A 25,336-nucleotide genomic window follows, 5' to 3' on the forward strand; every position below is an offset into this window, starting at 1 on the left:
ATGGCTGATACCAAAAGCATTTTAACGACGCCGATTTTTGACAATAACCCAATTGCGCTACAGATTTTGGGCATTTGTTCGGCACTTGCGGTCACCACAAGCGTTGCAAACGCTTTGGTTATGTGTATCGCACTAACCTTAGTTACGGCATTTTCAAGCTTTTTTATCTCGATCATCCGTAACAAAATTCCCTCATCCATTCGTATTATTGTACAGATGGTTATTATCGCTTCATTGGTCATCGTGGTTGATCAGATTTTGCAAGCTTTTGCCTATGAAATCAGCCGTTCGTTATCGGTATTCGTCGGTCTGATCATCACTAACTGTATCGTTATGGGCCGAGCTGAAGCATTCGCCATGAGTAATCCGCCTGTGCCTAGCTTTTTAGATGGTATTGGTAACGGCTTGGGCTACTCAGCAGTATTGATTTTTGTTGCGACGATCCGTGAAATCATCGGTAATGGCAGCTGGTTTGGTATTACTTTACTTGAAAAAGTGACTGAGGGCGGCTGGTATATCCCTAACGGTCTTTTGCTATTACCGCCTTCTTCATTCTTTGTCATTGCAGGCTTTATTGCATTGGTTCGCCTTTGGAAAAAAGATCAGCACGAGCCAGCAGAATTTGTGATGAAGCCACAGTCTAAAGGCATGGGAGGTCACTAATGGGACATTATATCAGCCTATTTATTACATCTGTCTTTATTGAGAATATGGCGCTTGCCTTCTTCTTGGGCATGTGTACATTTCTTGCGGTCTCTAAAAAGGTCTCAACCGCCATTGGTCTTGGGATTGCGGTCATTGCCGTGATGGCAATTTGTGTACCATTAAACAATTTATTGTACCAATTCTTATTAAAAGACGGTGCGTTGGCTTGGGCAGGCTATCCAAATGTAGACCTAAGCTTCTTGGGCTTATTAAGCTACATCGCTTTGATTGCAGCGACAGTACAGATTTTGGAGATGTTCTTAGATAAATTTGTACCTGCCCTATATAACGCTTTGGGTGTTTTCTTGCCACTGATTACCGTAAACTGTGCCATCATGGGTGGCGTATTGTTCATGGTTGAGCGTGACTACAACTTTGGTGAATCCATCGTTTATGGTATCGGCTCAGGCTTTGGCTGGGCATTGGCGATTGCCGCTTTGGCAGGCATCCGTGAGAAGCTCAAATACTCAGATGTACCCGCACCACTTCGCGGTCTTGGCATTACCTTTGTTACCGTTGGCTTGATGTCATTAGGCTTCATGTCATTTGGTGGTATGTCGCTATAAACAGATAGGAGAAAGTATCATGGAATTTGGTACCGCAATAGGCGGTGTTATCATGTTTACCATTGTTATCATGAGCTTGGTTGCTATCATTTTAGCGGCTCGCTCAAAACTGGTAAGCACAGGTAACGTCACAATTACTATTAATGATAATCCTGATAACAGCATCAGCACCGCAGCAGGTGGTAAGCTGCTACAAACTTTGGCGAACGAAGGTATTTTTCTTTCGTCAGCGTGTGGTGGCGGTGGTACTTGCGGTCAGTGTCGCTGTAAGGTCTTAGATGGTGGCGGTTCAATTCTGCCGACTGAAGAAGGTCACTTCACCCAAGGTGAAATCCGCGAAGGGATGCGTCTGGCGTGTCAAGTTGCTGTCAAGCAAGACATGAAGATCGAAGTCGATCCAGAATTTTTTGATGTCAAAAAGTGGGAATGTGAAGTTATTTCAAATGATAACGTTGCAACTTTCATCAAAGAGCTGACCTTGAAGATTCCTGAAGGTGAAGTCGTGCCTTTCCGCGCAGGGGGTTATGTGCAGTTAGAAGCGCCGCCACACACGGTGCATTATAAAGATTTTGACATCGCTCCAGAATATCATGAAGATTGGGATGCCTTTAACTTATGGCGTTACACATCCAAAGTGGATGAGCCTGTGATTCGCGCTTATTCGATGGCAAACTACCCTGAAGAAAAAGGCATCATTAAATTTAACATCCGTATCGCTTCACCACCGCCGCGTGGTCCTGAAGGCATTCCGCCAGGCAAGATGTCTTCTTATGTGTTCAGCCTAAAGCCAGGTGATAAGATTACCGTTTCAGGTCCTTATGGTGAATTCTTCGCCAAAGATACCGACGCTGAAATGGTCTTTATCGGTGGTGGCGCTGGTATGGCACCAATGCGCTCACACATTTTCGATCAGCTAAAACGTCTGAAATCTACTCGTAAGATCTCGTTTTGGTATGGTGCTCGCTCGAAGCGTGAGATGTTCTATGTCGAAGATTATGATGGCTTGGCAGAAGAATTTGACAACTTTGAATGGCATGTTGCACTCTCAGATCCTCAACCTGAAGATAACTGGGAAGGCTACACAGGCTTTATTCACAACGTCTTGTATGAAGAGTATCTTAAGGATCATCCTGCGCCAGAAGACTGCGAGTTCTATATGTGTGGACCTCCGGTCATGAACGCAGCCGTTATCAATATGCTCAAATCATTGGGCGTTGAAGATGAAAACATCTTACTTGATGACTTCGGTGGCTAAACCTAAAAATCCGTCAATCAGTTGACGGATTTTTTATATTGAATACTATAAAAAACCGCCCAGAATATGAGCGGTTTTTTATGGCTATGACTTAATTATAGCAAGCTTGGCAAATGTTTTGCTGGATCACTCTCGCGAGCTTTTTCAGCATCTTCAACAGTCAAGCCAAGTGCTTTAGCGACACCAGCGGCATACTCTGGATGGCACTTATTACAGTTGCGAATGTGGCGATACTTAATAAAATCAGGAGCATCGTCCATATTGCGAGCAGTATTACCAAACAAAGCTTGCTTTTGCTCGTCATTCATCAGATTAAATAGCGCACGAGGCTGGCTGAAATAATCTTCATCATCTTGACGGAAATCCCAAATTTTAGCATCACCGCTGATTTTTAGTGGTGGTTCAGCCAAATGTGGCTGATCTTGCCACTGACCAAAGCTATTTGGCTCATAATGCGGACGCCCACCATAGTTATCGCCCACACGCCCCAAACCATCGCGGTGGTTGCTATAGACAGGGCAGCGAGGCGCATTGACTGGAATTTGGTTACGGTTCACACCCAAGCGATAGCGCTGCGCATCCGCATAATTGACCAAACGCGCCTGCAACATGCGGTCAGGCGACACGCTGATGCCAGGTACCAAATTACTTGGTGCAAATGCCGATTGCTCAACATCCAAAAAGAAGTTTTCAGGGTTTTTATTGAGCTCAAATTCACCCACTTCGATCAGTGGATAATCCCCTTTTGGCCAAACTTTGGTCAAATCAAAGGGATGATAAGGCACAGTTTCTGCTTCAGCCTCAGGCATGATTTGTACATACATTTTCCATTTTGGGAAATTACCTTCTTCGATGGCATTGAACAAATCACGTTGATTGCTTTCACGATCTTTAGCAATAACTGCTTCAGCTTCAGCATCGGTTAAGTTCTCGATACCCTGTTGGGTACGGAAATGCATTTTCACCCAAAAACGCTCATTTTCAGCATTAATGAAGCTGTAAGTGTGCGAACTAAAGCCATGCATGTGACGGTAAGACTTAGGAATACCGCGATCACTCATGACGATGGTCACCTGATGGAATGCTTCAGGTAAGAGTGTCCACCAATCCCAGTTATTGGTTGGGCTACGTAGGTTGGTTTTTGGGTCACGCTTAACTGCTTTATTCAGGTCAGGGAACTTCTTAGGATCGCGGATAAAGAACACTGGCGTATTATTCCCAACCATATCCCAGTTGCCCTCTTCAGTATAAAACTTAAGCGCAAAACCACGAATATCACGCTCAGCGTCAGCAGCACCGCGCTCACCTGCGACGGTAGTAAAACGGGCAAACATTTCTGTTTTTTTACCAACTTCACTAAACATCTTGGCTTTGGTATATTTGGTGATATCGTTAGTCACAGTAAATGTACCAAAAGCGCCAGAACCCTTAGCATGCATACGGCGCTCAGGGATGACTTCACGCGCAAAATCACCCAATTTTTCGTTCAACCAAAGATCTTGCATCAATAATGGACCACGTGGTCCTGCGCTCATTGAGTCTTGGTTGCTTGGTACAGGAGCGCCGTTACTCATGGTCAAATAAGTATGATCATAAGGGCATTTTTTTTCACTCATAATTTTCCTTCCTTACAGGTGGCTTGATAAATTCAGCGACTCATATCGCCAAATCGATTTGCTAATGCAAAGTTATTATCGCAATATTTCAATCATCAGAACACTGATAATTTTCAATAATATTGATTTAATTTATAAAACTAAAAAAACAAAAATGAATAATTTTTAAATACATAAATTTATTTCAATATAACACAAATCATCCATGATGAAAAGAAAACAAAAGCCATTCAAACGCTTCAAAAACAAAAAAACCACCCAAATATACATTTAGGTGATTTTTTAATACGGTAGTAATCATTCAGGTTGTTAAGCGCTATTAGCCCACTTGATAGTAAGTCGCTGCGCCTGGACCGACTGGCAGACCCAACACAAATACCCACAGATAAAATAGCAGCATCCAACCGAATAAAAATACCATCGAATAAGGCAACATCATCGCCATCAGGGTACCGACCCCTGTATCTCGTTTATAGCGAATCGCAACCGCCATAATCAATCCAAAGTAACTCATCATCGGCGTGATGATATTCGTGGTGCTATCACCGATACGATAAGCTGCCTGAATCATCTCTGGCGCATAGCCTGTGAGCATCAGCATCGGAATAAAGATCGGTGCAGTGATTGCCCACTGTGCCGAAGCGGAACCGAGCATCAGATTTACAAGCGCACAAATCAAGATAAAACCAATCAGTAGCAGCGGTCCTGTCAGCCCAATGTCATTTAGGAAGGTGGCGCCAGAGACCGCCATGACAGAGCCTAGGTTTGACCAGTTAAAGAAAGCGGTGAACTGCGCTGCAAAAAACACAAGTACGATATACATACTCAATGAGCTCATGGCTTGACTCATCGCATCAACAACATCTTGGTTATTTTTGATGCTGCCAGTAACCTTGCCATAGATATAGCCAGGAATCGCAAAGAACACAAAAATAAATACCACGATGCCATTTAAAAATGGCGAGCCTGCCACTAAGCCTGTTTCTGGATTTCTTAAAATGCCATTTTCTGGGACGATCGTCCATGCCAAAAGCAAGCAAAAAATCACCATGCTCACCCCTGCCCAGACCAAGCCCTTTTTCTCAAGGCTGCTTAGCCGCTCAATTTTATTATCAAGCACGGTGGGATCATCGGCGTCGTGAGGGTTATATTTTCCTAGGTTTGGCTCAACGATTTTTTCGGTGACAAAAAAACCCAAAGCACTCACCAAAAAGGTACTGACCGCCATAAAATACCAGTTGGCTTCTGCGCCGACCACATAATCAGGGTCAATGATGCGAGCAGCTTCTTGGCTAATGCCGGACAATAATGGATCAACAGTACCAAGCAATAAATTGGCACTGTAGCCGCCAGACACCCCAGCAAAAGCTGCCGCCAAGCCTGCCAATGGATGGCGACCCAAAGAGTGGAAAATCATGGCTGCCAGTGGAATTAAGACCACATAGCCAAGCTCAGAGGCAGTATTTGACATGATACCAGCAAAGACAACAACCAAAGTCACCATCTTTTTAGGTGCGTTCATCACCATACCGCGCAGTGCTGCTGAAATCATACCAGAATATTCAGCAATACCCACACCAAGTAGCGCCACTAACACCGTACCCAAGGGCACAAAGCCTGTGAAATTTTTGACAAGATTTTCAACAATCCTTGCCAAACCCTCGCCATTAAGCAGATTGACCACATAAATCATGCCATCTTCGGCGCGACCTTTGGCACCTTCTGGACGCGGATCCATCACCGCGACATCCATCGCCGATAAGATGGCTGACAGCCCAAGCAAGATCACCGACATCCACACAAATAAAATCACAGGATGTGGCAGCAAATTACCCAGCCATTCCACACCTTTTAAAAATCGCTGCATGCGCGAACTTGAGCCGGCTTGATCGAAATCATTGGATGATTGTGAGCTCATACCTCTCTCCCTCTCCGCCTATTAATTAATATTTTGAATCCAAAGGGATATATTATAGCAATAAACTTGACACAATCCTATACATTTATCCAATCTTATTGTCTATACTTAAAAAAGTCTTAGCCAATAAGCTAAGACCTTGAGTGTGCTTGACGATTTAAATCGAGCTCTAACGCTTTGGCTTGGTCAGCTCAGGCTCAAATGCCGTCTGCTGTCCTGCCTTATGATAAGCTCGGTCAAAATACACCAAACCTTGCTGGCTTAGGTCGGCATGACGAATGCCCACAATTTTACAAATAAAAATACTGTGTGTGCCGACATCCTTGATGTCTTCGATATGACAATCAAAAGTTGCCAATGCCTCTTTTAAAATGGGGGCGCCCGTATTTAACATCTCCCACTCGCCATATTCAAACCGCTCATCCGACTCCAAGGGCGAGGAAAAAATGCCTGATAAATGCGCCTGCTCAGGCGTCAAAGTATTAACTGCAAGCACACGATTAGCGACAAAATGCTCATAAGAGCGCGCCTGCGCATTCATGCACACCAACAAAGATGGCGGCGAGTCGGTGACGCTGCACACCGCCGATGCCGTAAACCCATGGCGTCCGCTATCGCCATCAGTGGTGACAACATGGACAGCCGTTGCTAGGCGCGCCATGGCATCTTTAAAGATGAGTTTTTCTACCATGTTTGATTACTCTTTAAAATTAAAAAGGATGCCTTTAAGTACATCCTTAGGTATTTTTTGGGATGAATGGCTTATTTGCCAAGCAGCTCATCGCGCACAATCTTAGCGCCTGCACTCAAAGCGTGCAACTTACCCCTTGCCACTTGTCGTGGCAGCGGCGCCATGCCACAGTTTGTCGATGGATACAGTTTGTCTGCATCCACAAAATCAAGCGCTCGGCGCAGCGTCAGCGCAACCTCTTCGGGCGTCTCAATGGTGTTGGTTGCGACATCGATGGCGCCTACCATGACCGTTTTGCCACGAATCAGCTCGATGAGCTCCATCGGTACATGTGAATTTTGACATTCTAGCGACACAATGTCAATTTTTGATTGTTGAAGCTTAGGAAAACTTTCTTCGTATTGGCGCCATTCTGAGCCCAAAGTTTTTTTCCAATCAGTATTTGCCTTGATGCCATAGCCATAGCAAATATGCACTGCCGTCTGACAGCTCAGACCTTCGATGGCACGCTCAAGGGTCGCTACGCCCCAGTCATTGACTTCATCAAAAAACACATTAAATGCCGGCTCGTCAAACTGGATAATATCAACCCCTGCCGCCTCAAGCTCTTTGGCTTCTTCATTTAAGATTTTGGCAAATTCCCACGCCAATTTTTCACGACTTTTATAATAGCCGTCATACAGCGTATCAATCATCGTCATCGGACCAGGCAGTGCCCATTTGATGGGTTTATCGGTATGCGCGCGCAAAAATTTGGCATCTTCAACAAAGACAGAGTTGGGGCGAGACACCGCACCAACCACGCTTGGCACACTGGCATCATAGCGGTTGCGGATACGCACCGTTTCGCGCTGATTAAAATCCACGCCCTGCAAGTGCTCGATGAATGTCGTCACAAAATGCTGACGCGTCTGCTCGCCATCACTGACGATGTCTAGGTTTGCTGCCAGCTGCTCTTGGAGTGACACCAACAAAGCATCTTGCTTGGCTTCGGTCAGCGCATCGCCTTCTAGCTTCCAAGGCGACCATAATTTTTCAGGCTCAGCAAGCCAGCTGGGTTTTGGCAGGCTGCCTGCCGTCGATGTTGGTAATAATAGTTTAGACATTTTTATTCCTTATTTATCCAATGATTGTGCCATCCACGCATCTAGCGCTGCATGATATTTTTGGATGAAATGTGTTTGGGTATATTTGCCTTGCTTGATAGCAAGCTCGGTGCGCTCCACACGGTCATAATCTACTTGTGTCAGCGAATAATCTTCATAAGTCAAGCTTGGCTGATACACCTGCCCTGCGACCGAATTGGCATTATAAATCTCAGGACGATAGATTTTTTGGAATGCTTCCATTGTCGCAATCGTACTAATCAGCTCAAGATTGGTATAATCATTCAACAAATCTCCCGAAAAATAAAACGCATATGGTGCGACCGATTTTGGCGGCATAAAATAGCGCACTTTTAAGCCCATCTTGGCAAAATATTCATCAGTCAGCGAATATGCCTCTTGGCGGTATTCTGTCCCCAAAATCGGATGCACATTGGTGGTTTTGTAATAGGTTTTGGTGGTCGAGACACTCAAACAAATCACTGGCGCTTTCTTAAACTGCTGGGTGAAAGCATCAGAATTGAGCAAATGCTGAAACAGTTTGCCATGCAAATCGCCATAATTTTGGGGTACGCTGAACGACGGCTTATCTTTGTTATAATCAGCTAACAAAACGCTAAAATCATAATCACGCACATAAGACGAAAAACTGTTACCCACGATACCGTCAAGAGTTTGATGGGTGTGGTGGTCGATGATGCTGGTTTTGAGCATCTCAATGGCAGGGAAAAATTCGCCATCGCCCAATACATCGATATCCATAGAAATAATATCAAGCGCGACCGAATAACGATCGGCGTTAGGATTGTCCCAATTCGCCAAATCATTAAAACGGTTATTGATCATACGGATGGCATTTTGTAGATTTTGTTTGCGATTTTCGCCGCGCGCTAAGTTAGCAAAGTTCGTCGTCAGACGCGTGCTTTGGGCAGGCTCATAATTTTCATCAAAAGCAACGCTTTTAATTCGGCTATTAAATTGTGTGGTCATATCGCACCTTGTCATCAAAATTTAAAGTTGAGATATTAAACCGCATTTTTAACATGAATAAAAGCGAAATATTTTTCAAAAAAGATGAATAAAATTCATTTAAAGCCAATTCATCTGATGCAGTGGATAATTCTCCAAAGACGCTCAATAAAACACAAAAAAGCCCAAGATGCTTATCTTGGGCTTTTGGGATGATCAGTGATTAGTGCTGATGACCGCCAACACCGTGTGCGTGACCATGAGCGATTTCGTCAGCTGTTGCAGCGCGCACTTCAACAATCTCAACATCAAAAGTCAGCTCAACACCAGCCAAAGGATGGTTGCCATCAACCACTACCACGTCATCATTGACATCTTTGACAGTCACAAGCATGACTTGACCGTCATCGGTCTGCGATTGAAACTGCATGCCCACTTCGATGTTATCCACACCTTGGAAGTTAGCGCGTGGCACTTCTTGTACCGCTTCTTGAACATATTCGCCATACGCTTCTTCAGGCGCAACAGTCACTTTGAATTTGTCGCCAGCTGATTTGCCGGTCATTTGGTTTTCAAGACCTGGGATGATGTTGTGATGACCATGCAAGTATGCCAATGGCTCGCCACGAGATTGATCAAGCACATCGCCTTCAGCGTTAGTGAGTGTATAGTTGAACTGTACAACGGTATCATTACTAATGGTTGTCATAAGAAATTCCTTATAAATAAAATGCCATCGCCCAGGCGACTGCCCAAGCTGTCAAATGACAAATTTTGTCTATTAGTATACCAAAAAATCAATCCATTGCCTAATGCTTTACAAAAAAGTCGTTACATTGTGTAAAAGCTCATCACTCATTTAAAAAATCAATGGGTTTTGATATAATTGATATTTTAATCAATAATTATATCACTCCAAATCAGCCAATCTGGCATTGTTATTTTAAGGTATCAAAATGAACTTAGCTTATCAAATCAGTTTTGATCGATTTACAGAACATTTGGCGGATGTGCAAATCACGCATACGGCGGTGAGCGACGCACCGATGTTTTCGATGGTGACATGGATTGCAGGCAGCTATTTGATTCGTGAATTTAGTAAAAATATCACTGCAGTATATTATCAAATCGGCGATGAGAAAAAACAGCATCGCGCCGAAAAGATCGATAAAAAAACGTTCGTTTTTTCAAAAGCTCGTCAAGGGGATCGGCTTACCATCTGTTATGAAGTGTATTGCCGCGACTTATCGGTACGCACAGCGTTCATTGATGCCACGCGTATTTTTGGGAATTTTACTTCGCTGCTGCTATTACCCGATGCTGATAAGCACGCGCAGGCAAGCTTAACGCTCGTCGTGCCGACTGCGTTTTTGGTGCATCATCCTGAGTGTACGATCGCTTGCGGTTTGGATTTTAAATGCACCCAAACACAATCAGGACTTGAATATCATTTTGATGCTTTGGCAGCATTTGAGTATTTGGATTTTCCGTTTGAGATCGGTACACAAGATACCTTTGATTTTCAAATCAAAAAACATGACCAAATCAGCGTGCCACATAGGTTTTTTTTAGCGGGTCGGCATCATGGCGATTTGCAGCGCCTAAAAACTGACTTAACCAAAATCTGCCAAAGCTATGTCGATTGGCTTGGTGAGACGCCGTTTACAGATTATACCTTTATGACCATGGTGACCGATAAGGATTACGGCGGTCTTGAGCACATCAACTCCACCGCCTTAATCAGTCCACGCGCTGATATACCAAGCTTTGGTGAAAGTGCCGTGCCAAATGGTGATTATCAGCGGTTTCTTGGGCTGTGCAGCCATGAGTATTTTCATGCATGGTGGGTAAAAACGGTCAAACCTGATGTGATGATGAACAATCCGCTCACCGATGAGGCTTATACGCCGCTTTTATGGGTGTTTGAGGGCTTTACTTCCTATATTGATGACTTAATGCTACTTGTATCAGAGGTGATTGATAAAGACAGCTATCTTAAGCTCATCGCCGCACAAATCAACCGCTACTATCAAACCGAGGGTCGTGCGCACCAAAGTGTAGCACAGTCAAGTTTTGATACTTGGATCAAACTGTATCGCGCGGACGAAAACACCGCCAATCAAGGCATCAGCTATTATAACAAGGGTGCACTGGTTGCACTGCTGCTTGATATGATGCTAATGGATCAAACAGACGGTAAGTATCGCCTGTTTGACGTCATCAAAGCCTGCTATCAAAAATCAGCCAATCAGCCTTTTAGTCTGACAACCCAAATCTTAGGCGAGATCATCGCTGAGATGATGGGACAAAAGGTATGGGATGACTTTTATGATCGCTATGTCATCGGTGTGGAAGATCTGCCGCTTGAGCGCTACTTTGAAAAATTTGCCATCAGCACAGAGTTCCAAGATAAAGATAAGCCTTGGGGCATCAGCTTTGATGAAAGCGCAGCTGGGCTGACGATCAAGCATATCAGCCGCCAGTCTGCAGCCAGTGATGCTGGGCTGGCATTTGGCGACATTATCATCGCCATCGATGGATTAAAAGCCACTTCAGCCCTACTCACTCAGCTGATCAAACACCAAGATGCCACAAGCTTAGCGCTGACTGTGCACGCTTTTCGGCGAGATGAGCTGTTTAGTGTCAGCATCAAGCCTCAAAAAACCACGCATCAAACCGTTAAGCTTAAGGGTGATGGCGGTCAATGGCTTGACTTTACCCCAAAACCATGAAGATTATCAGCATTGCTTTAGCTGTGAAGCGCTGCGTAGAAACCAAGCCATTACACTAAAAGCTATCCCCTGCCACCAAATTTAGGTGGTCGGGTGCGTTTTGGGTTCGGCTTGGGTTGATTCTTTGGGGCATGATAAGCGCTTGAATGTGCTTTATTGGCAGGCGATCTACTGGCAGAATGATTAAAAATGCCCATATCTGCCAACATCTGATCATCCAAATGCACTGTACGACTTTCACCGACCGCCAAGTCGTCTAATTGCCAGCTACCGATTTGATGGCGAATCAGTCTAAGGCATGGCAAGCCCACATGGGCGACCATACGCCGCACTTGACGGTTTTTGCCCTCAGTGATCGTCATTTCAAGCCATGCAGTAGGAATGTTTGCCCGCTGGCGGATCGGCGGGTTTCGCGGCCATAAGTGAATGGGCAGTGCATTTTCGTCAAGCTGCCGCACCTTAGCAGGCAAGGTTTTGCCATCTTTTAGCACCACTCCTTGTTCTAGTGCCTTGATCTGTGCTTCGGTTGGAATATTTTCCACTTGCACCAGATAAGTTTTGGCGTATTTGGCGTGTGTATATTTGGCGTTATGAGCGGTTGGTGGCGTGGTGATGGCATGATTGAGTTCACCGTGATCGGTCAATAACAACAAACCTTCTGAGTCTTTATCAAGTCGCCCTGCCACACGCATCGTTTTATCATCAATAAACTCTGCCAAAGTCGCCATATCGTTATGATCTTTTTTAAATTGGCTGTGCACGCCGTAAGGCTTATTAAATAAGATAAGTTTTGCCATATTTGCCTGTCATTTTACTCAAATTAAGAAACCACTATAACACAAAAAACCAAACAACCTTGGCTGTTTGGTTTTTAATTATTTTAATTATAAAGCATTAAGGGGACTTGAACATTATTTTTGCTCAGTCGGTGCCTTAACCGCTGGCGCATCTTCTGCATGACCAACTTGAGTCACAGTTTCACCTTCTTGGAAAAGTGCAAACTCAATGCGGCGATTTTGGAAACGACCTTGCTCAGTGGCGTTAGATGCAACTGGATAATCAAAGCTTGCACCTTGAACAGTCAGACGATCGGCAGAAACACCTTTTGAAACCAAATAATCCTTAACAGCAGCAGCTCTAGACTCTGACAAGCCTTGGTTATATTCATGAGTACCTTGGGTATCGGTATGCCCGATGATGCGCAGCGCAGCATCTGGAATTGCCTTGAATTTTTCGGCTGCCAGATCAAGAATTTCTTGATTCTCCATTGGAATTTGGGTCGAGTCAGTAGCAAAGTTAATGATCTGAGTGTTCAGAGCATTGACCAAAGCGTCTAGCTCATTGGCTTCTACTGTATCGCCAAGCTGCGTGATTGCGTTACGCGCAGATTCAATACTGGTGGCAACCGCAGTATTCACATCCAATTCAGGCTCAGCTTCCACAGTGAAGTCTGATGGTAAAATGGCGCGTGCACCGTCAACAAGTTTGGCAACATCTTCTGCAGTCGTAGCATTAAAGCGTACCGTGCGGTCATTAATCACTACGCTGGCATTTGGCACGCCTCTCATCAGCTCCAAGATGGCAGGAAGATGCTCGGCTACGGGCATGGTCGCTGCATGCGTATTGGTCGGCTGAATTGCTAGATCCTGAGCACCAAATACCTGAGCGACTGCTGCACGGATATTACCAGCCAATTCTTCACTACCCACCTGAGCGCGGTGTGAATATAGCGCCTGACCAGTTTCATCCAAAGCTAGGCTTAATGTCGCAGGCGCCTGAGCCACATCTGTCGCCATAGGCTCAGCTTGAGCAGCGCTATCGTTTGTGGCTGCTGGTGCTGCCACTGGCGCTGGATTATCTTGACAAGCTCTCAATAGTAGCCATGCCAAGCCTGCAAAAATGATCAATCCAATAATCGGTAGCAGTGTTTTTAAGAAAGGGCTTTTTTCTTTATTTTCATAATGTCTGTCAGTAGCAGCAGTATTAACATGAGCAGGCTTAGATACAGGCTGAACTGGCTCTGTGACCACCTGAGTCGCCACTGGTTCTGTCACGACTGTAGATGCTGGCGTTACTGGAGTACTGGCAGCGGCAGCTGTGCCTGCAAATAGCCCTGCTGGCAATAAAGCGTGCGCCCAACCTGGTAAGCGGGTTTCATCTTCTTCAGCCAATTGGTTACGAATAAAAGAAGGGACAGACAAAGCGCCTGCTTGCTCCTTAATACGCGCCAAAGCCAAAGGTGCTGCCGTGGCGATCGCAGTGCGTGCGGTCACTGGTGAGACATGATATTCATCAGCTAAGTGATTGCTCAAAGAAGCGATCTGATCTTCACCTGTTGAAGCATCACTAAAAGCCACATTTAAAAGATGATGACCATGCTCAAGCTCATTATCAGGCAAGGCATTGGCGCGCTGATAGACATCCTCATTGCTCAATCGACCCGCAAAGATTGCATAAAAGGCATTTAGCAAATTTGATTTGTTGGCGTTATCGCCATCTTGATTTTTAATTGACGCCAAAACATGCGGGGTAATATGTTCATTTAATTTATTGATTAAGCTCATAAGTCGCTCCATGGGTAAAAATTTCGTTGTCCATCAGCAAAATGCCAATGTTATCCTTAAGAAAAACAACGGATTGCTTGTTCTTATGGCTCTATTGTGACTGATTTTAAGGCGACTTAAAAGAGCTGACAACAATTGATAAACAAAACCTCTGATTTTACACCCCCAAAAAGTTAAGAAATTACAAAAAAGACTGACGAGTTATTCATTATTTACATGTGTGTAATACTATGGTAATTAAATTCTTCTCATTTTTAGATTGTGTGCCTTATGATTTGAATCAGGATTAAATATCTCAAAACTGGATTAACCATAATTTACACACAAATCAAAACTTTTCATCAAAAATCTGCTAGACTAAGGAAGTATTTACAAAATTTCTAAAGCGTTTCATGAATCATACAACTGTCATTATTATCATCACTGTCATCGTCAGCATCGCTGCATGGCAATCTAGACCTTTGCTTGAGCGACTGATTTTTTATCCGCCTGCTGTCAATAAAGGTCAATACGATCGGCTACTGACACATGGATTTATCCATGCTGATGGGATGCATTTGCTGTTTAATATGTTTACGCTGTATTTTTTTGGCAGTGTGATTGAACGGTTTTATATTAATAAATTTGGTCATTTGGGCTTTGTGGCATTTTATGTTTTGGCGATTATTGTGGCGATTTTGCCCACTTACGCGCGTAATAAAAATAATCCCCGCTACTCAAGCTTAGGTGCATCAGGCGCGGTAAGTGCTGTTTTATTTGCGTATATTTTATTTGCACCTTGGAACACGCTATATCTATTTGCCGTGCTGCCCATTCCTGCGATTGTGTTTGCGATTGCTTATGTGGCTTATAGCATCTGGGCTGACCGCCGAGGCGGAGGAAATATCAACCACTCAGCCCATCTGTTTGGTGCGGTATTTGGCGTGGTCGCCACCATTACCATTGAGCCAAGCATTATTTTTCACTTCCTAAATCGTCTGCTAAACCCCTCATTTTAAGTCATTAAATCAAAAAACGTGGCTATAACCACGTTTTTTATTTGAATCACCAAGCTTTAAAATGACTTTCGATATAGCCAGCGGGTAGGCTTTCAAGCGTATATCGCCATTTTGGGTTTTTGTCTTTATCAATCAAAAGCGCACGCACCCCTTCGGCAAATTCGCCATTATGCGAGCAATGAATCGCAACAATGTATTCTAAATCCATGACATCATCAAAGCTCATGCCTGTCACCTGATTTGCCATGTGCCAAGCAATGGCTGCCGATGTCGGTGAGCCGGCAATATAAGTATCAAATGCCTTTTGAATATAATCAATATCAGAACCTGCTTTAGCAAGCGCATCAAATTCAAGCAAGCTGCCCACTTGACTGATCTTTTCAATCTCATCACGATGTGGCAGCAGCCATCCTTCTGGCAGTACATCCGTATTTTCAAGGTCTGCAAGTAATGAGTTGAGCATGTCGTGGTTTTTGGCGGCATCGTCCGTCCACTCAGCAGTGGTCAGCGCTTGAATTAACAGATCAAAGTCGCCGCTTGCCATACTAAAATCAGCCACACCCAGCGCCAAGGCATCCGCTGCATTAAATCGCGCGCCCGTCAGCCCCAAAAACAAACCAATCTTATTAGGCATGTGCTTTAAAAAATACGATCCACCTGCATCAGGAAAAAGCCCAATGCTAACTTCTGGCATCGCCATCATCGTCGTTTCTGTGACGATGCGATGACTTGAAGGCACTGCCAGACCCATACCACCGCCCATGACAATGCCACTTGCCCAAACAATGATGGGTTTTTTATAACTTTTTATTTGTTTACAAAGACCATATTCGGTGGTAAAAAACGCTTGAGCCGTTGGATTGGGGAAAACTTCAGGATCATGGCTATGATATAAGCCACGAATGTCGCCACCTGCACAAAATGCCTTATCGCCTGCACCTCGGATCAACACACCGACCACGCTGTCATCTTCTGCCCACTCATCAAGCAATGATTTTGTGGTGGTCACCATCTGTAAGTTTTGAGCATTCAACGCCTCAGGGCGATTTAATAAGATCGTTCCGATACGCTGCGTGTCATTAATCGCCAAAAAATCCGTCACAATTGTCATCAACATTCCTTTTTCATCATAAAATCCAAAGACAAAAACCACACTGTTTTTGATTATACTAAAATTTTTGAAATTGCCAAATAAAATTTCATCGGATTTGCACACTTTTGGATACCCAAATCTAGCGTCTTGTTTTTTAAATTTGCATTTTTGGCATAGGTTTGATAGTTTGTGCATAGATACATTCATCATGAAAAAGAGCCAATTATGTTTTTTTTATTATCCCCTGCCAAAAATCTTGACGAAAAAACTCCCGTTCCGCTATCCCTTGCTGATCAATACAGCGAGCCTGCGCTCATTGATGATGCTATCACGTTAATGCAGTCACTCAAAGATTGCGATGTCATTGACCTTCAAGAATTGATGGGTGTATCCGCCAAAATCGCCGAGCTCAATGTTGATCGTAATCAGCGCTGGGCTTATCCCTTTGGCGAAGATGCCAAGCCTGCGATTTATTTATTTGCAGGCGATGTTTATACAGGCTTGGACGCCTATCATCTTGATAAAAACGAGATCGGCTATCTTAATGACAGATTGGGTATTTTATCAGGGCTTTATGGCTTGCTTAGACCGCTGGACTTGATGCTGCCTTATCGCCTTGAGATGGGCACTAAGTTTAAGACAGCCAAGGCGGATAATTTATATCAATTTTGGGGCGATAAAATTACCGATCAAATCAATGAGCACCTAAAGCAGTCAGATCAAGTCTTGGTCAATTTGGCGTCAAATGAATATTTCAGCGCAGTCAATCCAAGCAAGATCAAGGGTCGGATTATCACACCTCGCTTTGAAGATGAAAAAAACGGCAAGTATAAAGTGGTCAGTTTTTATGCCAAAAAAGCACGTGGACTCATGGTGAACTATGCGGCTAAGTATCAATTAACCAACGCTGAAGATCTAAAAAACTTTGATTCTGAGGGGTATTATTTTGTCCCTGAACTTAGCGATGAGGACAACTGGGTATTTCGGCGTGATGAGGTGTAGTCGATAGTCAAGTCAACGACCTACCGACCGTCATAGCGCCTTTTTGATTTTTACCTATTTACCTTTGCATTTTTAGAACATAAACTTGCCAAACTTGAGGTTTATTTTTTGATGAAAGCCCATATATTAAAAATAATCTCATTATTATATTAGGAATACTCATGAAACAAGTCTCCAAAGTTTATCCAGCACCTAATAAGCATTGGGTCGGTGATGGCTTTCATGTACATGGCATGTTCAATTATCAAGAAACGCATAAGAATTTGGATCCATTTTTGATGATGGATTATGCCGCCCCTCAAAGCTTTCCTGCAAATGCCAGCACTGCTCATCGCGGTGTGGGAGAGCACCCCCATCGCGGGTTTGAGACAGTTACCATCGCTTATCAAGGCGAAGTTGAGCATCGCGATTCTGCTGGCGGCGGCGGTGTGATTGGCACGGGTGATGTGCAGTGGATGACTGCAGGCGCAGGCTTGATGCATGAGGAGTTTCATTCTGAAGCATTTTCAAAGGCAGGCGGCATCTTTGAGATGGTGCAGCTGTGGGTCAATCTACCTGCCAAAGATAAAATGACCGCGCCAAGATATCAAGCCATTACCAAAGCCCAAATCCCAGAAGTCGACCTACAGGGTGCTGGCATCGCTCGCCTCATCGCAGGAGAGCTGGATGGCACTCAAGGGGCGGCAAGCACATTTAGTCCAGTCAATTTATGGGATGTTCGCCTAAAAGCGGGTCATCAGCACACTTTTACCATTCCTGAGAGCCATAATTTGTTGGTGCTGGTCTTAGAGGGCACGATTCAAATTAATGAAGATCACATCGCTCGATCGGCTGAATTGGTTACGTTTCATCGAGGCGGCAGCGATGTTAAAATTGGTGCCAATAATGACGCAAAAATTCTGATTTTAAGCGGTGAGCCGCTGAATGAACCGATTGTTGGCTATGGACCTTTTGTGATGAATTCTCGAGAAGAAATCTTACAAGCCATGCATGATGTTCAAAGTGGCAAATTTGGTCAAATTCCTGTACGCTCACAATAAAGACTTAAAAGCCCCAAGTATCATCTTGGGGCTTTTAGGTTGATTGATCGCCATATTAAGCGTTTATTCGCCAATGGCTTGGATGGCGGTCAGAGCAATCGTATAAACAATATCATCCACCAAAGCGCCGCGCGACAAATCATTCACAGGTTTATTCAAACCCTGAAGCATCGGACCAACACTGATCACATCAGCGGTGCGCTGAACGGCTTTATAGGTCGTGTTTCCTGTATTGAGATCAGGGAAGATCAGTACATTTGCTTCGCCTGCGACTTCTGAATTCGGCGCCTTTTGTTTACCGACATTTTTGACAGTCGCGGCGTCAAATTGTAGCGGTCCATCCACTTTGAGCTGCGGTGCTCTTTCGCGGATAATTTGTACCGCTGCTTTGACCGTATCAACATCTTCGCCCGAACCTGAGTTCATGGTAGAGTAACTGATCATAGCAACTTTTGGATCAATGCCAAAGGCTTTGGCTGATTCGGCAGACTGAATGGCGATCTCAGCAAGCTGCTCGGCAGTTGGGTTTGGATTAACCGCGCAGTCGCCATACACCACGACTTGCTCTGGTAGCAGCATAAAGAAAACGCTAGAAACCAAACTGTATTGCGGCGCCGTTTTGATCAGCTGAAACGCAGGGCGAATGGTGTCAGCTGTCGTATGGACAGCACCCGAAACCAAGCCATCGACATCACCCATGTGTAGCATCATGGTACCCAAAACCACCGTATCTTGCAGTGCTGCGCGCGCGCCTGCTTCATCCACTTTACCCTTGCGGCGCTCAACCATTGGCGCCACATATTGATCTGCAACACTGGTAGGCTCAATGATTTCAATATCGCTTGGTAAGCCTACGCCGCGCTCTGCCGCTACAGCTTCGATCTTGGCTCGCTCACCCAAAAGCACACACTGGGCAATGCCGCGGCTTTGGCAAATCGCTGCAGCCTCAATGGTTCTAGGCTCATCACCTTCTGGCAAAACGATGCGTTTTTTGGCTGATTGGGCTTTTTGGACGACTTGGTTACGAAACGCATATGGCGAGAGTTTTTTGACTCGTGATGCTGCTTGATAGTTTTTGACAACCTCTTCATTAATCGTAAGCTCTGCACCCTCAGCGGTCGCCCAGACAGGCACCTCAAATTCGCCCAAGCCTGCTGAAATCACACCGAGCACACGCTCAGACTTAAGACCACCAAAGCCAGCAGCAAATACCGCAAGCTCTTCAGCATTTTGGCTGACAAATACGACGTCAGCATCCAAACCATTTGCTAAATCACGATTGACCAAGCTGGCATAAGGTGCGTTTGACCCAGCAGCCAGACCCTTAACGACCGTCAGCTCAGCACTTTGGCTAGCAACCACTTTTTCAAGCAGCTCATCTAGCTGACCTTCGCTGATTGCCGCTCTTAGCTGACCTTCGCCCTCGCCATCAAATGGCGCAAGGTAAGCTGCACCCACGCCTTTAGCAAAATTTTCTGCGATGGATGAAAAATTTGCTGTATCAAATGTCGGAACCAATAACAGTGCTTTCATATGTACCCTTAATAAATTATCTGATTGATTGATATTAACACAAAAACCGCTCAACTGCTTGAACGGTTATTGAAGTATTCATAACTCATTATAGTCCCAAGACCGCGCGGCTTTCGCTGGCGATTTGGTATTCTTCATCAGTTGGAATCACCCAAAGTTCAATGGATGAATCTTCAGCGTGGAAGCTGCCTTCAGCGCCGCGCTTTAGTTCATCATTCTTGGCGGTGTCAATTTTTGCACCCAAATGCTTTAAGTGCTTAACAATATTCGCGCGCATCTCGGTAGCATTTTCGCCCACACCACCAGTAAATGCAATCCCTGTAAACTCAGGCAGTGCTGCGGTCAGGCTTAGGATATATTTGGCTGTACGATAAGCAAACATATCAAGCGCCAAGCGTGCATCTGCATTGCCTTCTTTATCGGCAGCCTCCAAATTTCTCATGTCATTAGAGATGCCCGACACGCCCAGTAGACCTGATTTTTTATTAAGCAAGGTATCAACTTCTTCTAATGATAAGCCCAATGTACGATTTAAATGAATGTGCAAGCTTGGGTCAACATCCCCTGAGCGCGTGCCCATCATCAGCCCTTCTAGCGGCGTGATGCCCATTGAAGTATCTAAGCTTTTACCATCGTAAACGGCAGTCGCAGAGCAGCCATTACCCAAATGAGCAACGATCCAACCATGCACGCCATCAGTCTCTGTGATTTGGCTGGCGCGATTTGAGACAAACGCATGCGAAGTGCCATGAAAACCATAACGGCGGATTTGATGCTCTGTGTACAGATTTTTTGGCACTGCATAGCGATAAGCATGTTCAGGCATGGTTTGATGAAAGGCGGTATCAAAAATTGCCACCTGCGGCAAATCAGGGTAAATGGCGTTAATCGCTTGGATGCCTGCGGCGTTTGCAGGATTGTGTAGCGGTGCTAGGCTTGTCAATGCCTCAATGGTCGATAGCACTTCTTCATCAATCACAGTGGCAGATTTAAATTTGTCGCCACCATGTACCACACGATGACCCACAGCCACAGGCTGATGCTCTTTGATCAGATCTTCTAAGATGACTTTGAGCGCGTCAGCATGAACACCGTTTGGGATTTCAATCACTGTCGCTTCACCCTCTAGGTTTTTATGCTTAATGCGAGCTTCAGGATTGCCCAAACCTTCCGCTAAGCCCTCAATGCGGCTCTCGCCATCTTCACTGATAAGTGCATATTTGATTGATGAAGAACCACAATTTAGAACCAAAGTGGGATTTGCTAAGCTCATGTACGCTCCTTGATATACTGCGTCTATTGTGTTGATTGCCAACAAAAAATTTATCTCAAAATTCCCACTAAATTAACCTGTGACCACCCCTATTGTCAAGTAGTAAATACAATTTTTTGAAATTAAATCTATGCTCATAATCATGTATGAATCACACAATCTGCTTAGTGATCCAGACCCACATCTGCCGACCGCTCACACCAAAGCAGGCACCGATTTTTGTCATATTAAGCTGAATTGATCGCCCAAGGCTTTGCTGTTGTGCTAAAATGTTCGGCGAATGAACGACTTTATTTGAGTTAAGATTTGGCTTGTATGACCAAGCGCACTAATGGACTTGATGATTTATGAACATGATGAAAAATGTATTTAGCTTATCTTTAATGATGATTTTGCTTTCGGCTTGTGGTCAAAAAGGTCCATTGTACCTGCCAGATGACAGCACGCCAGTGATTGAGCCCGCACCCGTCAGCGACGATATCAATGACTACTAAAAAGTATTGGATATTTTTATTTAAAATTTTAGGATACTATTATGACTTTTAGCCCTGTCAGTCATCATCAAGATGGCGCACTGCACATTGATGCCCAAGGCTTGGCAAACGCTTTGCCATATTTTGAGTACAGTGATGATACTTTGCATTTTGATGGTGTCAGTGTTCACACACTCAAAGAAGTCTATGGCACGCCTTTGTATGTGTATTCACAGCGCGCGCTTTTGGACAATTATCAAAGCTACATTGATGCTTTTGATGACATTGATCATCAGATTTGCTATGCCGTCAAAGCCAACTCAAATCTTGCCATCCTAAAAACACTGGCTGAAGCAGGCGCAGGGTTTGATATCGTCTCAAAAGGCGAGCTGGCTCGCGTGCTTCAGGTAACCGATGCCAAAAAGGTCGTGTATTCTGGCGTCGGCAAGACGGCAGATGATATTGAATATGCGCTCAAGGCAGACATTCACTGCTTCAATGTAGAAGCTTTAAGCGAGCTTGATACCATTAATGAGGTAGCAAGTCGACTCAACCAAACGGCGCGCATTTCGCTTCGTATCAATCCAGATGTTGATGCCAAAACTCACCCTTATATCTCAACTGGCATGAAAGATAATAAATTTGGCATCAGTCATGAACAAGCGGTGGATGCCTATTTATACGCGCATGGTTTGTCACATCTTAAGATCGTTGGGATCGATTGCCATATTGGCTCACAGCTACTGGACGCTGATGGATTTTCTGATGCGTTGGATAAATTGATTGAGCTGATCGACACCCTAACCGACAATGGCATTACGCTTCAGCACATTGATCTTGGTGGCGGCTTGGGCGTACGCTACATTGATGAAAATCCTGTGAGTGTTGAGCAGGTTGCAAAGGTGCTACTACCGCGCTTAAAGCAGCTTGGCTTAAAGCTGTATTTAGAGCCAGGTCGTAGCCTAGTCGCAAATGCGGGTGTGCTTTTGACGACTGTGGATGTACTTAAGCCCACCGAATTTAAAAACTTTGCCATCGTTGATGCTTCGATGAGCGAGCTGATTCGCCCCGCGCTGTATGAATCACAGATGGCGATCATTCCCGCCAAGCTGAGTGAAGCCGCTGTCAAAACTTGGGATGTCGTTGGCACAGTCTGTGAATCTAGCGACTTTTTGGGCAAAGATCGGGCTTTGTCTTTACAAGTTGGTGATGTCTTGGCAGTGACGGGTGCGGGCGCGTATGGGTTTAGTATGGCGTGTAACTACAACACTCGCCCAAGACCCTGCGAGGTCATGGTGAATCGTGGCGATCATCGCCTGATTCGTAAGCGTGAAGTGCTCGATGATCTGTGGAAAGATGAACTCATCTAAATCATACCTAGTACAAGTGCTCTGAATTTTCAGGGCATTTTTTGATTCTTTAATCAAGGCTATACCGTAAGCTTTTGATGGCTGATTCAATGTCATTTATTGATATTAATTTTTTAATAATTTTATTAAATTTTATGGACAATATTAAACAAATACTGTCCAATATTGTCATTTATTTTTCATCAATCATCCCCATAAAACCATTAGCCACCACGCTGTTTTCATGTTAAGATACAAGTGGTATAAATAAAAATAAGGACAGACCAATGCTCATAGAATTTACAAAAATGCATGGACTGGGCAACGATTTCATGGTGATTGATCTGGTTACCCAGCGCATGACACTGACTCCCGAACTAATTCGCCTACTTGCCGATCGACGGATTGGAGTGGGATTTGATCAATTATTAATTGTTGAGCCACCAAGTCGTCCAGATATTGATTTTAAATATCGGATTTTCAATGCAGATGGTTCTGAAGTCTCCCAATGCGGAAACGGCGCTCGGTGTTTTGCTTCATTTGTACAAGCCAGAAAACTGTCTTTTAAGCAGCGCTTACGCGTCGAAACTTCAAGCGGCGTCATCGTCTTAAGCACCGATCGCTATGGCTGGGTACAAGTAGACATGGGCAAGCCCAAGTTTGAGCCTGACCAAATTCCTTTTACCCCAAAAACCATCACAAAAGTCGGACGCGCTTATCGCTTGGATGTCGATGGCACACCAGTTCAGCTGTATGTCGCCAACATGGGCAATCCGCACGCGATCATCAAGGTCGATGATGTCTTGACTGCCGATGTAGAAAGATTGGGTAAGCTCATCGAGTCGCACGAAGCATTTCCCGAAAGAGTCAATGTCAATTTCGTCCAAGTGATCAATCAGCGTCATGTGCGAATTCGCGTCTATGAGCGCGGTGTCGGCGAAACCCAAGCCTGTGGTACGGGCGCCTGCGCTTCTGTTGCGACAGGTATTCGTGAAGGCTGGCTGGATGAAGGGGTGGATATTCGCGCTCAGTTATACGGCGGGAGCTTGGCAATTCGTTGGCAAGATGGCTACTCTTTGATCATGACTGGACCGACTGCCTTTGTATATGAAGGTGTATTTAGCCCAGATGGCTTGGCAGCATCTGCCGGCATCAAGCTTGATCCAAATGCGGATGATGTTTACTGATGAGCAGGCTGTCGCATCTCGTCGCACCCACCCATCCTAATCCCCAAGCAGACCCAAACTCAGCTGCTTGGGGTTATTTATCATGTTGGTGTGATGAGCTAAGACTACAAAATTACTCTGAGCGCACCATCAAAACTTATCAAACAGCCTTGATACAGTTTTTAAATTTTGTGGCGTCTGACAAATATCTTGACGGTGATCCATTGGCTTGCCGCCGCCAAGACCTGACCCGATTTTTTGGCACCCGTTTAGAAGAAGCACAAATAAAACCAATCAGTGCCAAGCTTAGCCTATCTGCCATTCGGATTTTTTATCAATTTTTGATCAAGCAAGGCGCTCTTGCATCTAACCCCGCCACCGGCTATAAAATCAAATCCGCACCTCGAAAACTGCCCACTGTTGCTGACGAGATGCTCATACAGCAGCTACTTGACCAAAAAATGCCCGAAGATGTAGCCAAGGCGCGCTTGTGGGTACGCGATAAGGCAATGTTTGAGCTGATGTATAGTAGCGGACTTCGTCTGTCTGAGCTTGCAGGCTTAAATGTGGGTGATGTTAATTTTGACACCGGCATCGTACGCGTATTAGGTAAAGGCAACAAAACTCGCCAAGTCCCTGTCGGTAAAAAAGCCCTTATCGCCCTTCAAGACTACCTGCCCCATCGCGACTTATGGCAAGAACAAAATTCCGAAGCACTGTTTATCAGTGAACGCCACGGCACTCGCCTGAGTACGCGCGCGATACAGCTTCGCCTAAAAGCGTGCGCCACCATGGCAGGTATTGAGCTGAATATGTACCCGCACATGCTGCGTCACTGCTTCGCCTCTCATGTGCTGTCATCCAGTGGTGACCTACGCGCCATTCAAGAGATGCTTGGTCACCAAAATATCAGCACCACCCAAATCTACACGCATGTTGACTTTGGCGCACTCACGAGAGTCTATGATCACGCCCATCCCCGTGCGCATCGCTCAAAGTAATTATCATGGCTTAACAGTCTAATTTTCAAAGTTATCCACAATTTTTTCCACAAAATTTTATTTATATCGTGAAACCTTTTTATCAAAAATTTTCGGATAATATTTTGAAAACTTTGTCAATATTTCATCAAACTGTCAAACAAAAATTTTATAAATTATTGATTTTAATGATATTGTTTTTAAAATTACAATTTGATTAAATTTTGTTCAATTCTATGTCATCGCTTGATACGACTTGCTTTACTTATCATAAATCAGCTCAGTATCTTAAGTTATCCACAGTTTA

22 protein-coding genes are annotated in these 25,336 nt (G+C 44.6%); 11 read left to right on the top strand and 11 right to left on the bottom strand.

Going from position 1 to position 25,336, the window contains the following annotated elements:
- The 3 genes from U0021_RS02835 to nqrF are packed head-to-tail and all read left to right on the top strand — an operon-like array spanning position 1 to position 2,526.
- Positions 1–663 carry an NADH:ubiquinone reductase (Na(+)-transporting) subunit D gene (locus U0021_RS02835; protein WP_036365960.1) on the top strand — a complete coding sequence of 221 codons (663 nt, stop codon included), beginning with the start codon at positions 1–3 and terminating at the stop codon, positions 661–663.
- Complete coding sequence (gene nqrE / locus U0021_RS02840) at positions 663–1,271, top strand: NADH:ubiquinone reductase (Na(+)-transporting) subunit E (protein ID WP_114800290.1); 609 nt, start codon at positions 663–665, stop codon at positions 1,269–1,271. The genes U0021_RS02835 and nqrE overlap by 1 nt, the downstream gene beginning before the upstream one ends.
- A gap of 19 nt (positions 1,272–1,290) precedes the next feature.
- Entirely contained in the window at positions 1,291–2,526 is a 1,236-nt protein-coding gene (nqrF, locus tag U0021_RS02845; protein ID WP_049237105.1) for an NADH:ubiquinone reductase (Na(+)-transporting) subunit F, read from the top strand.
- Positions 2,527–2,621: 95 nt separating this feature from the next.
- Here the strand turns inward: nqrF and U0021_RS02850 are convergent, their stop codons facing one another.
- From U0021_RS02850 to U0021_RS02875, 6 genes are all read right to left on the bottom strand, one after another.
- Complete coding sequence (locus U0021_RS02850) at positions 2,622–4,142, bottom strand: catalase (RefSeq protein WP_114800289.1); 1,521 nt, start codon at positions 4,140–4,142, stop codon at positions 2,622–2,624.
- A 319-nt stretch (positions 4,143–4,461) separates the two neighbouring features.
- Positions 4,462–6,060: an AbgT family transporter gene (locus U0021_RS02855; protein ID WP_114800288.1), complete on the bottom strand. Its 1,599-nt coding sequence runs from the start codon at positions 6,058–6,060 to the stop codon at positions 4,462–4,464.
- Between the two features lie 169 nt (positions 6,061–6,229).
- Positions 6,230–6,751, bottom strand: coding sequence for a flavin reductase family protein (locus U0021_RS02860; protein ID WP_078256621.1), 522 nt, complete (start codon positions 6,749–6,751; stop codon positions 6,230–6,232).
- Between the two features lie 71 nt (positions 6,752–6,822).
- Complete coding sequence (locus U0021_RS02865) at positions 6,823–7,857, bottom strand: methionine synthase (protein ID WP_114800287.1); 1,035 nt, start codon at positions 7,855–7,857, stop codon at positions 6,823–6,825.
- Between the two features lie 9 nt (positions 7,858–7,866).
- A complete protein-coding gene (locus tag U0021_RS02870; protein WP_078256619.1) occupies positions 7,867–8,847 on the bottom strand; it encodes a putative oxygenase MesX in 981 nt (326 codons plus the stop codon).
- Between the two features lie 202 nt (positions 8,848–9,049).
- Positions 9,050–9,535: an FKBP-type peptidyl-prolyl cis-trans isomerase gene (locus tag U0021_RS02875; protein ID WP_049237121.1), complete on the bottom strand. Its 486-nt coding sequence runs from the start codon at positions 9,533–9,535 to the stop codon at positions 9,050–9,052.
- A 247-nt stretch (positions 9,536–9,782) separates the two neighbouring features.
- Between U0021_RS02875 and U0021_RS02880 the strand changes: the two genes are divergently transcribed.
- Positions 9,783–11,558, top strand: a complete 1,776-nt coding sequence (locus U0021_RS02880) for a M61 family metallopeptidase (RefSeq protein WP_114800286.1) — start codon at positions 9,783–9,785, stop codon at positions 11,556–11,558.
- Positions 11,559–11,620: 62 nt separating this feature from the next.
- Here U0021_RS02880 and U0021_RS02885 read toward each other — a convergent pair whose 3' ends face one another.
- Together U0021_RS02885 and U0021_RS02890 are read right to left on the bottom strand one after the other, a co-directional pair.
- Positions 11,621–12,355, bottom strand: a complete 735-nt coding sequence (locus U0021_RS02885) for a pseudouridine synthase (protein WP_114800285.1) — start codon at positions 12,353–12,355, stop codon at positions 11,621–11,623.
- Positions 12,356–12,469: 114 nt separating this feature from the next.
- Entirely contained in the window at positions 12,470–14,122 is a 1,653-nt protein-coding gene (locus U0021_RS02890) for an OmpA family protein (protein WP_114800284.1), read from the bottom strand.
- Between the two features lie 392 nt (positions 14,123–14,514).
- Between U0021_RS02890 and U0021_RS02895 the strand changes: the two genes are divergently transcribed.
- A complete protein-coding gene (locus U0021_RS02895; RefSeq protein ID WP_114800283.1) occupies positions 14,515–15,120 on the top strand; it encodes a rhomboid family intramembrane serine protease in 606 nt (201 codons plus the stop codon).
- A 46-nt stretch (positions 15,121–15,166) separates the two neighbouring features.
- Here the strand turns inward: U0021_RS02895 and U0021_RS02900 are convergent, their stop codons facing one another.
- Positions 15,167–16,231 carry an enoyl-CoA hydratase/isomerase family protein gene (locus U0021_RS02900; RefSeq protein ID WP_227538686.1) on the bottom strand — a complete coding sequence of 355 codons (1,065 nt, stop codon included), beginning with the start codon at positions 16,229–16,231 and terminating at the stop codon, positions 15,167–15,169.
- Between the two features lie 207 nt (positions 16,232–16,438).
- Between U0021_RS02900 and yaaA the strand changes: the two genes are divergently transcribed.
- The gene (yaaA, locus tag U0021_RS02905) at positions 16,439–17,215 is read left to right on the top strand and encodes a peroxide stress protein YaaA (RefSeq protein WP_114800282.1); all 777 of its coding nucleotides are present in this window, start codon (positions 16,439–16,441) and stop codon (positions 17,213–17,215) included.
- A gap of 161 nt (positions 17,216–17,376) precedes the next feature.
- Positions 17,377–18,255: a pirin family protein gene (locus tag U0021_RS02910; RefSeq protein ID WP_114800281.1), complete on the top strand. Its 879-nt coding sequence runs from the start codon at positions 17,377–17,379 to the stop codon at positions 18,253–18,255.
- 63 nt (positions 18,256–18,318) lie between these two features.
- On the opposite strand, the gene pta is transcribed toward U0021_RS02910, so the two are convergent.
- Together pta and U0021_RS02920 are read right to left on the bottom strand one after the other, a co-directional pair.
- Positions 18,319–19,788 (bottom strand): phosphate acetyltransferase, encoded by a 1,470-nt coding sequence (pta, locus tag U0021_RS02915; RefSeq protein WP_114800280.1) that lies wholly within the window; start codon positions 19,786–19,788, stop codon positions 18,319–18,321.
- Positions 19,789–19,876: 88 nt separating this feature from the next.
- Positions 19,877–21,061 (bottom strand): acetate/propionate family kinase, encoded by a 1,185-nt coding sequence (locus U0021_RS02920; protein ID WP_049237136.1) that lies wholly within the window; start codon positions 21,059–21,061, stop codon positions 19,877–19,879.
- 356 nt (positions 21,062–21,417) lie between these two features.
- On the opposite strand from U0021_RS02920, the gene lptM reads away from it, so the two are divergent.
- The 4 genes from lptM to xerA all read left to right on the top strand — a co-directional run bounded on the left by lptM (position 21,418) and on the right by xerA (position 25,050).
- Positions 21,418–21,555, top strand: a complete 138-nt coding sequence (gene lptM, locus U0021_RS02925) for an LPS translocon maturation chaperone LptM (protein WP_227538685.1) — start codon at positions 21,418–21,420, stop codon at positions 21,553–21,555.
- A 41-nt stretch (positions 21,556–21,596) separates the two neighbouring features.
- The gene (lysA, locus tag U0021_RS02930; protein WP_114800279.1) at positions 21,597–22,904 is read left to right on the top strand and encodes a diaminopimelate decarboxylase; all 1,308 of its coding nucleotides are present in this window, start codon (positions 21,597–21,599) and stop codon (positions 22,902–22,904) included.
- A 266-nt stretch (positions 22,905–23,170) separates the two neighbouring features.
- A complete protein-coding gene (gene dapF / locus U0021_RS02935) occupies positions 23,171–24,070 on the top strand; it encodes a diaminopimelate epimerase (RefSeq protein WP_078256607.1) in 900 nt (299 codons plus the stop codon).
- Positions 24,070–25,050 carry a site-specific tyrosine recombinase/integron integrase gene (gene xerA, locus U0021_RS02940; protein ID WP_114800278.1) on the top strand — a complete coding sequence of 327 codons (981 nt, stop codon included), beginning with the start codon at positions 24,070–24,072 and terminating at the stop codon, positions 25,048–25,050. The genes dapF and xerA overlap by 1 nt, the downstream gene beginning before the upstream one ends.
- Positions 25,051–25,336 lie beyond the last annotated feature (286 nt).

Source organism: Moraxella canis (genome assembly GCF_034424565.1).
GTDB lineage: Bacteria > Pseudomonadota > Gammaproteobacteria > Pseudomonadales > Moraxellaceae > Moraxella > Moraxella canis.

Excerpts from the sequence above, each read along its gene's own strand:
- U0021_RS02835 (WP_036365960.1), top strand. The coding sequence starts at position 1 with ATGGCTGATACCAAAAGCATTTTAACGACGCCGATTTTTGACAATAAC.
- nqrE (WP_114800290.1), top strand. The coding sequence starts at position 663 with ATGGGACATTATATCAGCCTATTTATTACATCTGTCTTTATTGAGAAT.
- nqrF (WP_049237105.1), top strand. The coding sequence starts at position 1,291 with ATGGAATTTGGTACCGCAATAGGCGGTGTTATCATGTTTACCATTGTT.
- U0021_RS02850 (WP_114800289.1), bottom strand. The coding sequence starts at position 4,142 with ATGAGTGAAAAAAAATGCCCTTATGATCATACTTATTTGACCATGAGT.
- U0021_RS02855 (WP_114800288.1), bottom strand. The coding sequence starts at position 6,060 with ATGAGCTCACAATCATCCAATGATTTCGATCAAGCCGGCTCAAGTTCG.
- U0021_RS02860 (WP_078256621.1), bottom strand. The coding sequence starts at position 6,751 with ATGGTAGAAAAACTCATCTTTAAAGATGCCATGGCGCGCCTAGCAACG.
- U0021_RS02865 (WP_114800287.1), bottom strand. The coding sequence starts at position 7,857 with ATGTCTAAACTATTATTACCAACATCGACGGCAGGCAGCCTGCCAAAA.
- U0021_RS02870 (WP_078256619.1), bottom strand. The coding sequence starts at position 8,847 with ATGACCACACAATTTAATAGCCGAATTAAAAGCGTTGCTTTTGATGAA.
- U0021_RS02875 (WP_049237121.1), bottom strand. The coding sequence starts at position 9,535 with ATGACAACCATTAGTAATGATACCGTTGTACAGTTCAACTATACACTC.
- U0021_RS02880 (WP_114800286.1), top strand. The coding sequence starts at position 9,783 with ATGAACTTAGCTTATCAAATCAGTTTTGATCGATTTACAGAACATTTG.
- U0021_RS02885 (WP_114800285.1), bottom strand. The coding sequence starts at position 12,355 with ATGGCAAAACTTATCTTATTTAATAAGCCTTACGGCGTGCACAGCCAA.
- U0021_RS02890 (WP_114800284.1), bottom strand. The coding sequence starts at position 14,122 with ATGAGCTTAATCAATAAATTAAATGAACATATTACCCCGCATGTTTTG.
- U0021_RS02895 (WP_114800283.1), top strand. The coding sequence starts at position 14,515 with ATGAATCATACAACTGTCATTATTATCATCACTGTCATCGTCAGCATC.
- U0021_RS02900 (WP_227538686.1), bottom strand. The coding sequence starts at position 16,231 with ATGACAATTGTGACGGATTTTTTGGCGATTAATGACACGCAGCGTATC.
- yaaA (WP_114800282.1), top strand. The coding sequence starts at position 16,439 with ATGTTTTTTTTATTATCCCCTGCCAAAAATCTTGACGAAAAAACTCCC.
- U0021_RS02910 (WP_114800281.1), top strand. The coding sequence starts at position 17,377 with ATGAAACAAGTCTCCAAAGTTTATCCAGCACCTAATAAGCATTGGGTC.
- pta (WP_114800280.1), bottom strand. The coding sequence starts at position 19,788 with ATGAAAGCACTGTTATTGGTTCCGACATTTGATACAGCAAATTTTTCA.
- U0021_RS02920 (WP_049237136.1), bottom strand. The coding sequence starts at position 21,061 with ATGAGCTTAGCAAATCCCACTTTGGTTCTAAATTGTGGTTCTTCATCA.
- lptM (WP_227538685.1), top strand. The coding sequence starts at position 21,418 with ATGAAAAATGTATTTAGCTTATCTTTAATGATGATTTTGCTTTCGGCT.
- lysA (WP_114800279.1), top strand. The coding sequence starts at position 21,597 with ATGACTTTTAGCCCTGTCAGTCATCATCAAGATGGCGCACTGCACATT.
- dapF (WP_078256607.1), top strand. The coding sequence starts at position 23,171 with ATGCTCATAGAATTTACAAAAATGCATGGACTGGGCAACGATTTCATG.
- xerA (WP_114800278.1), top strand. The coding sequence starts at position 24,070 with ATGAGCAGGCTGTCGCATCTCGTCGCACCCACCCATCCTAATCCCCAA.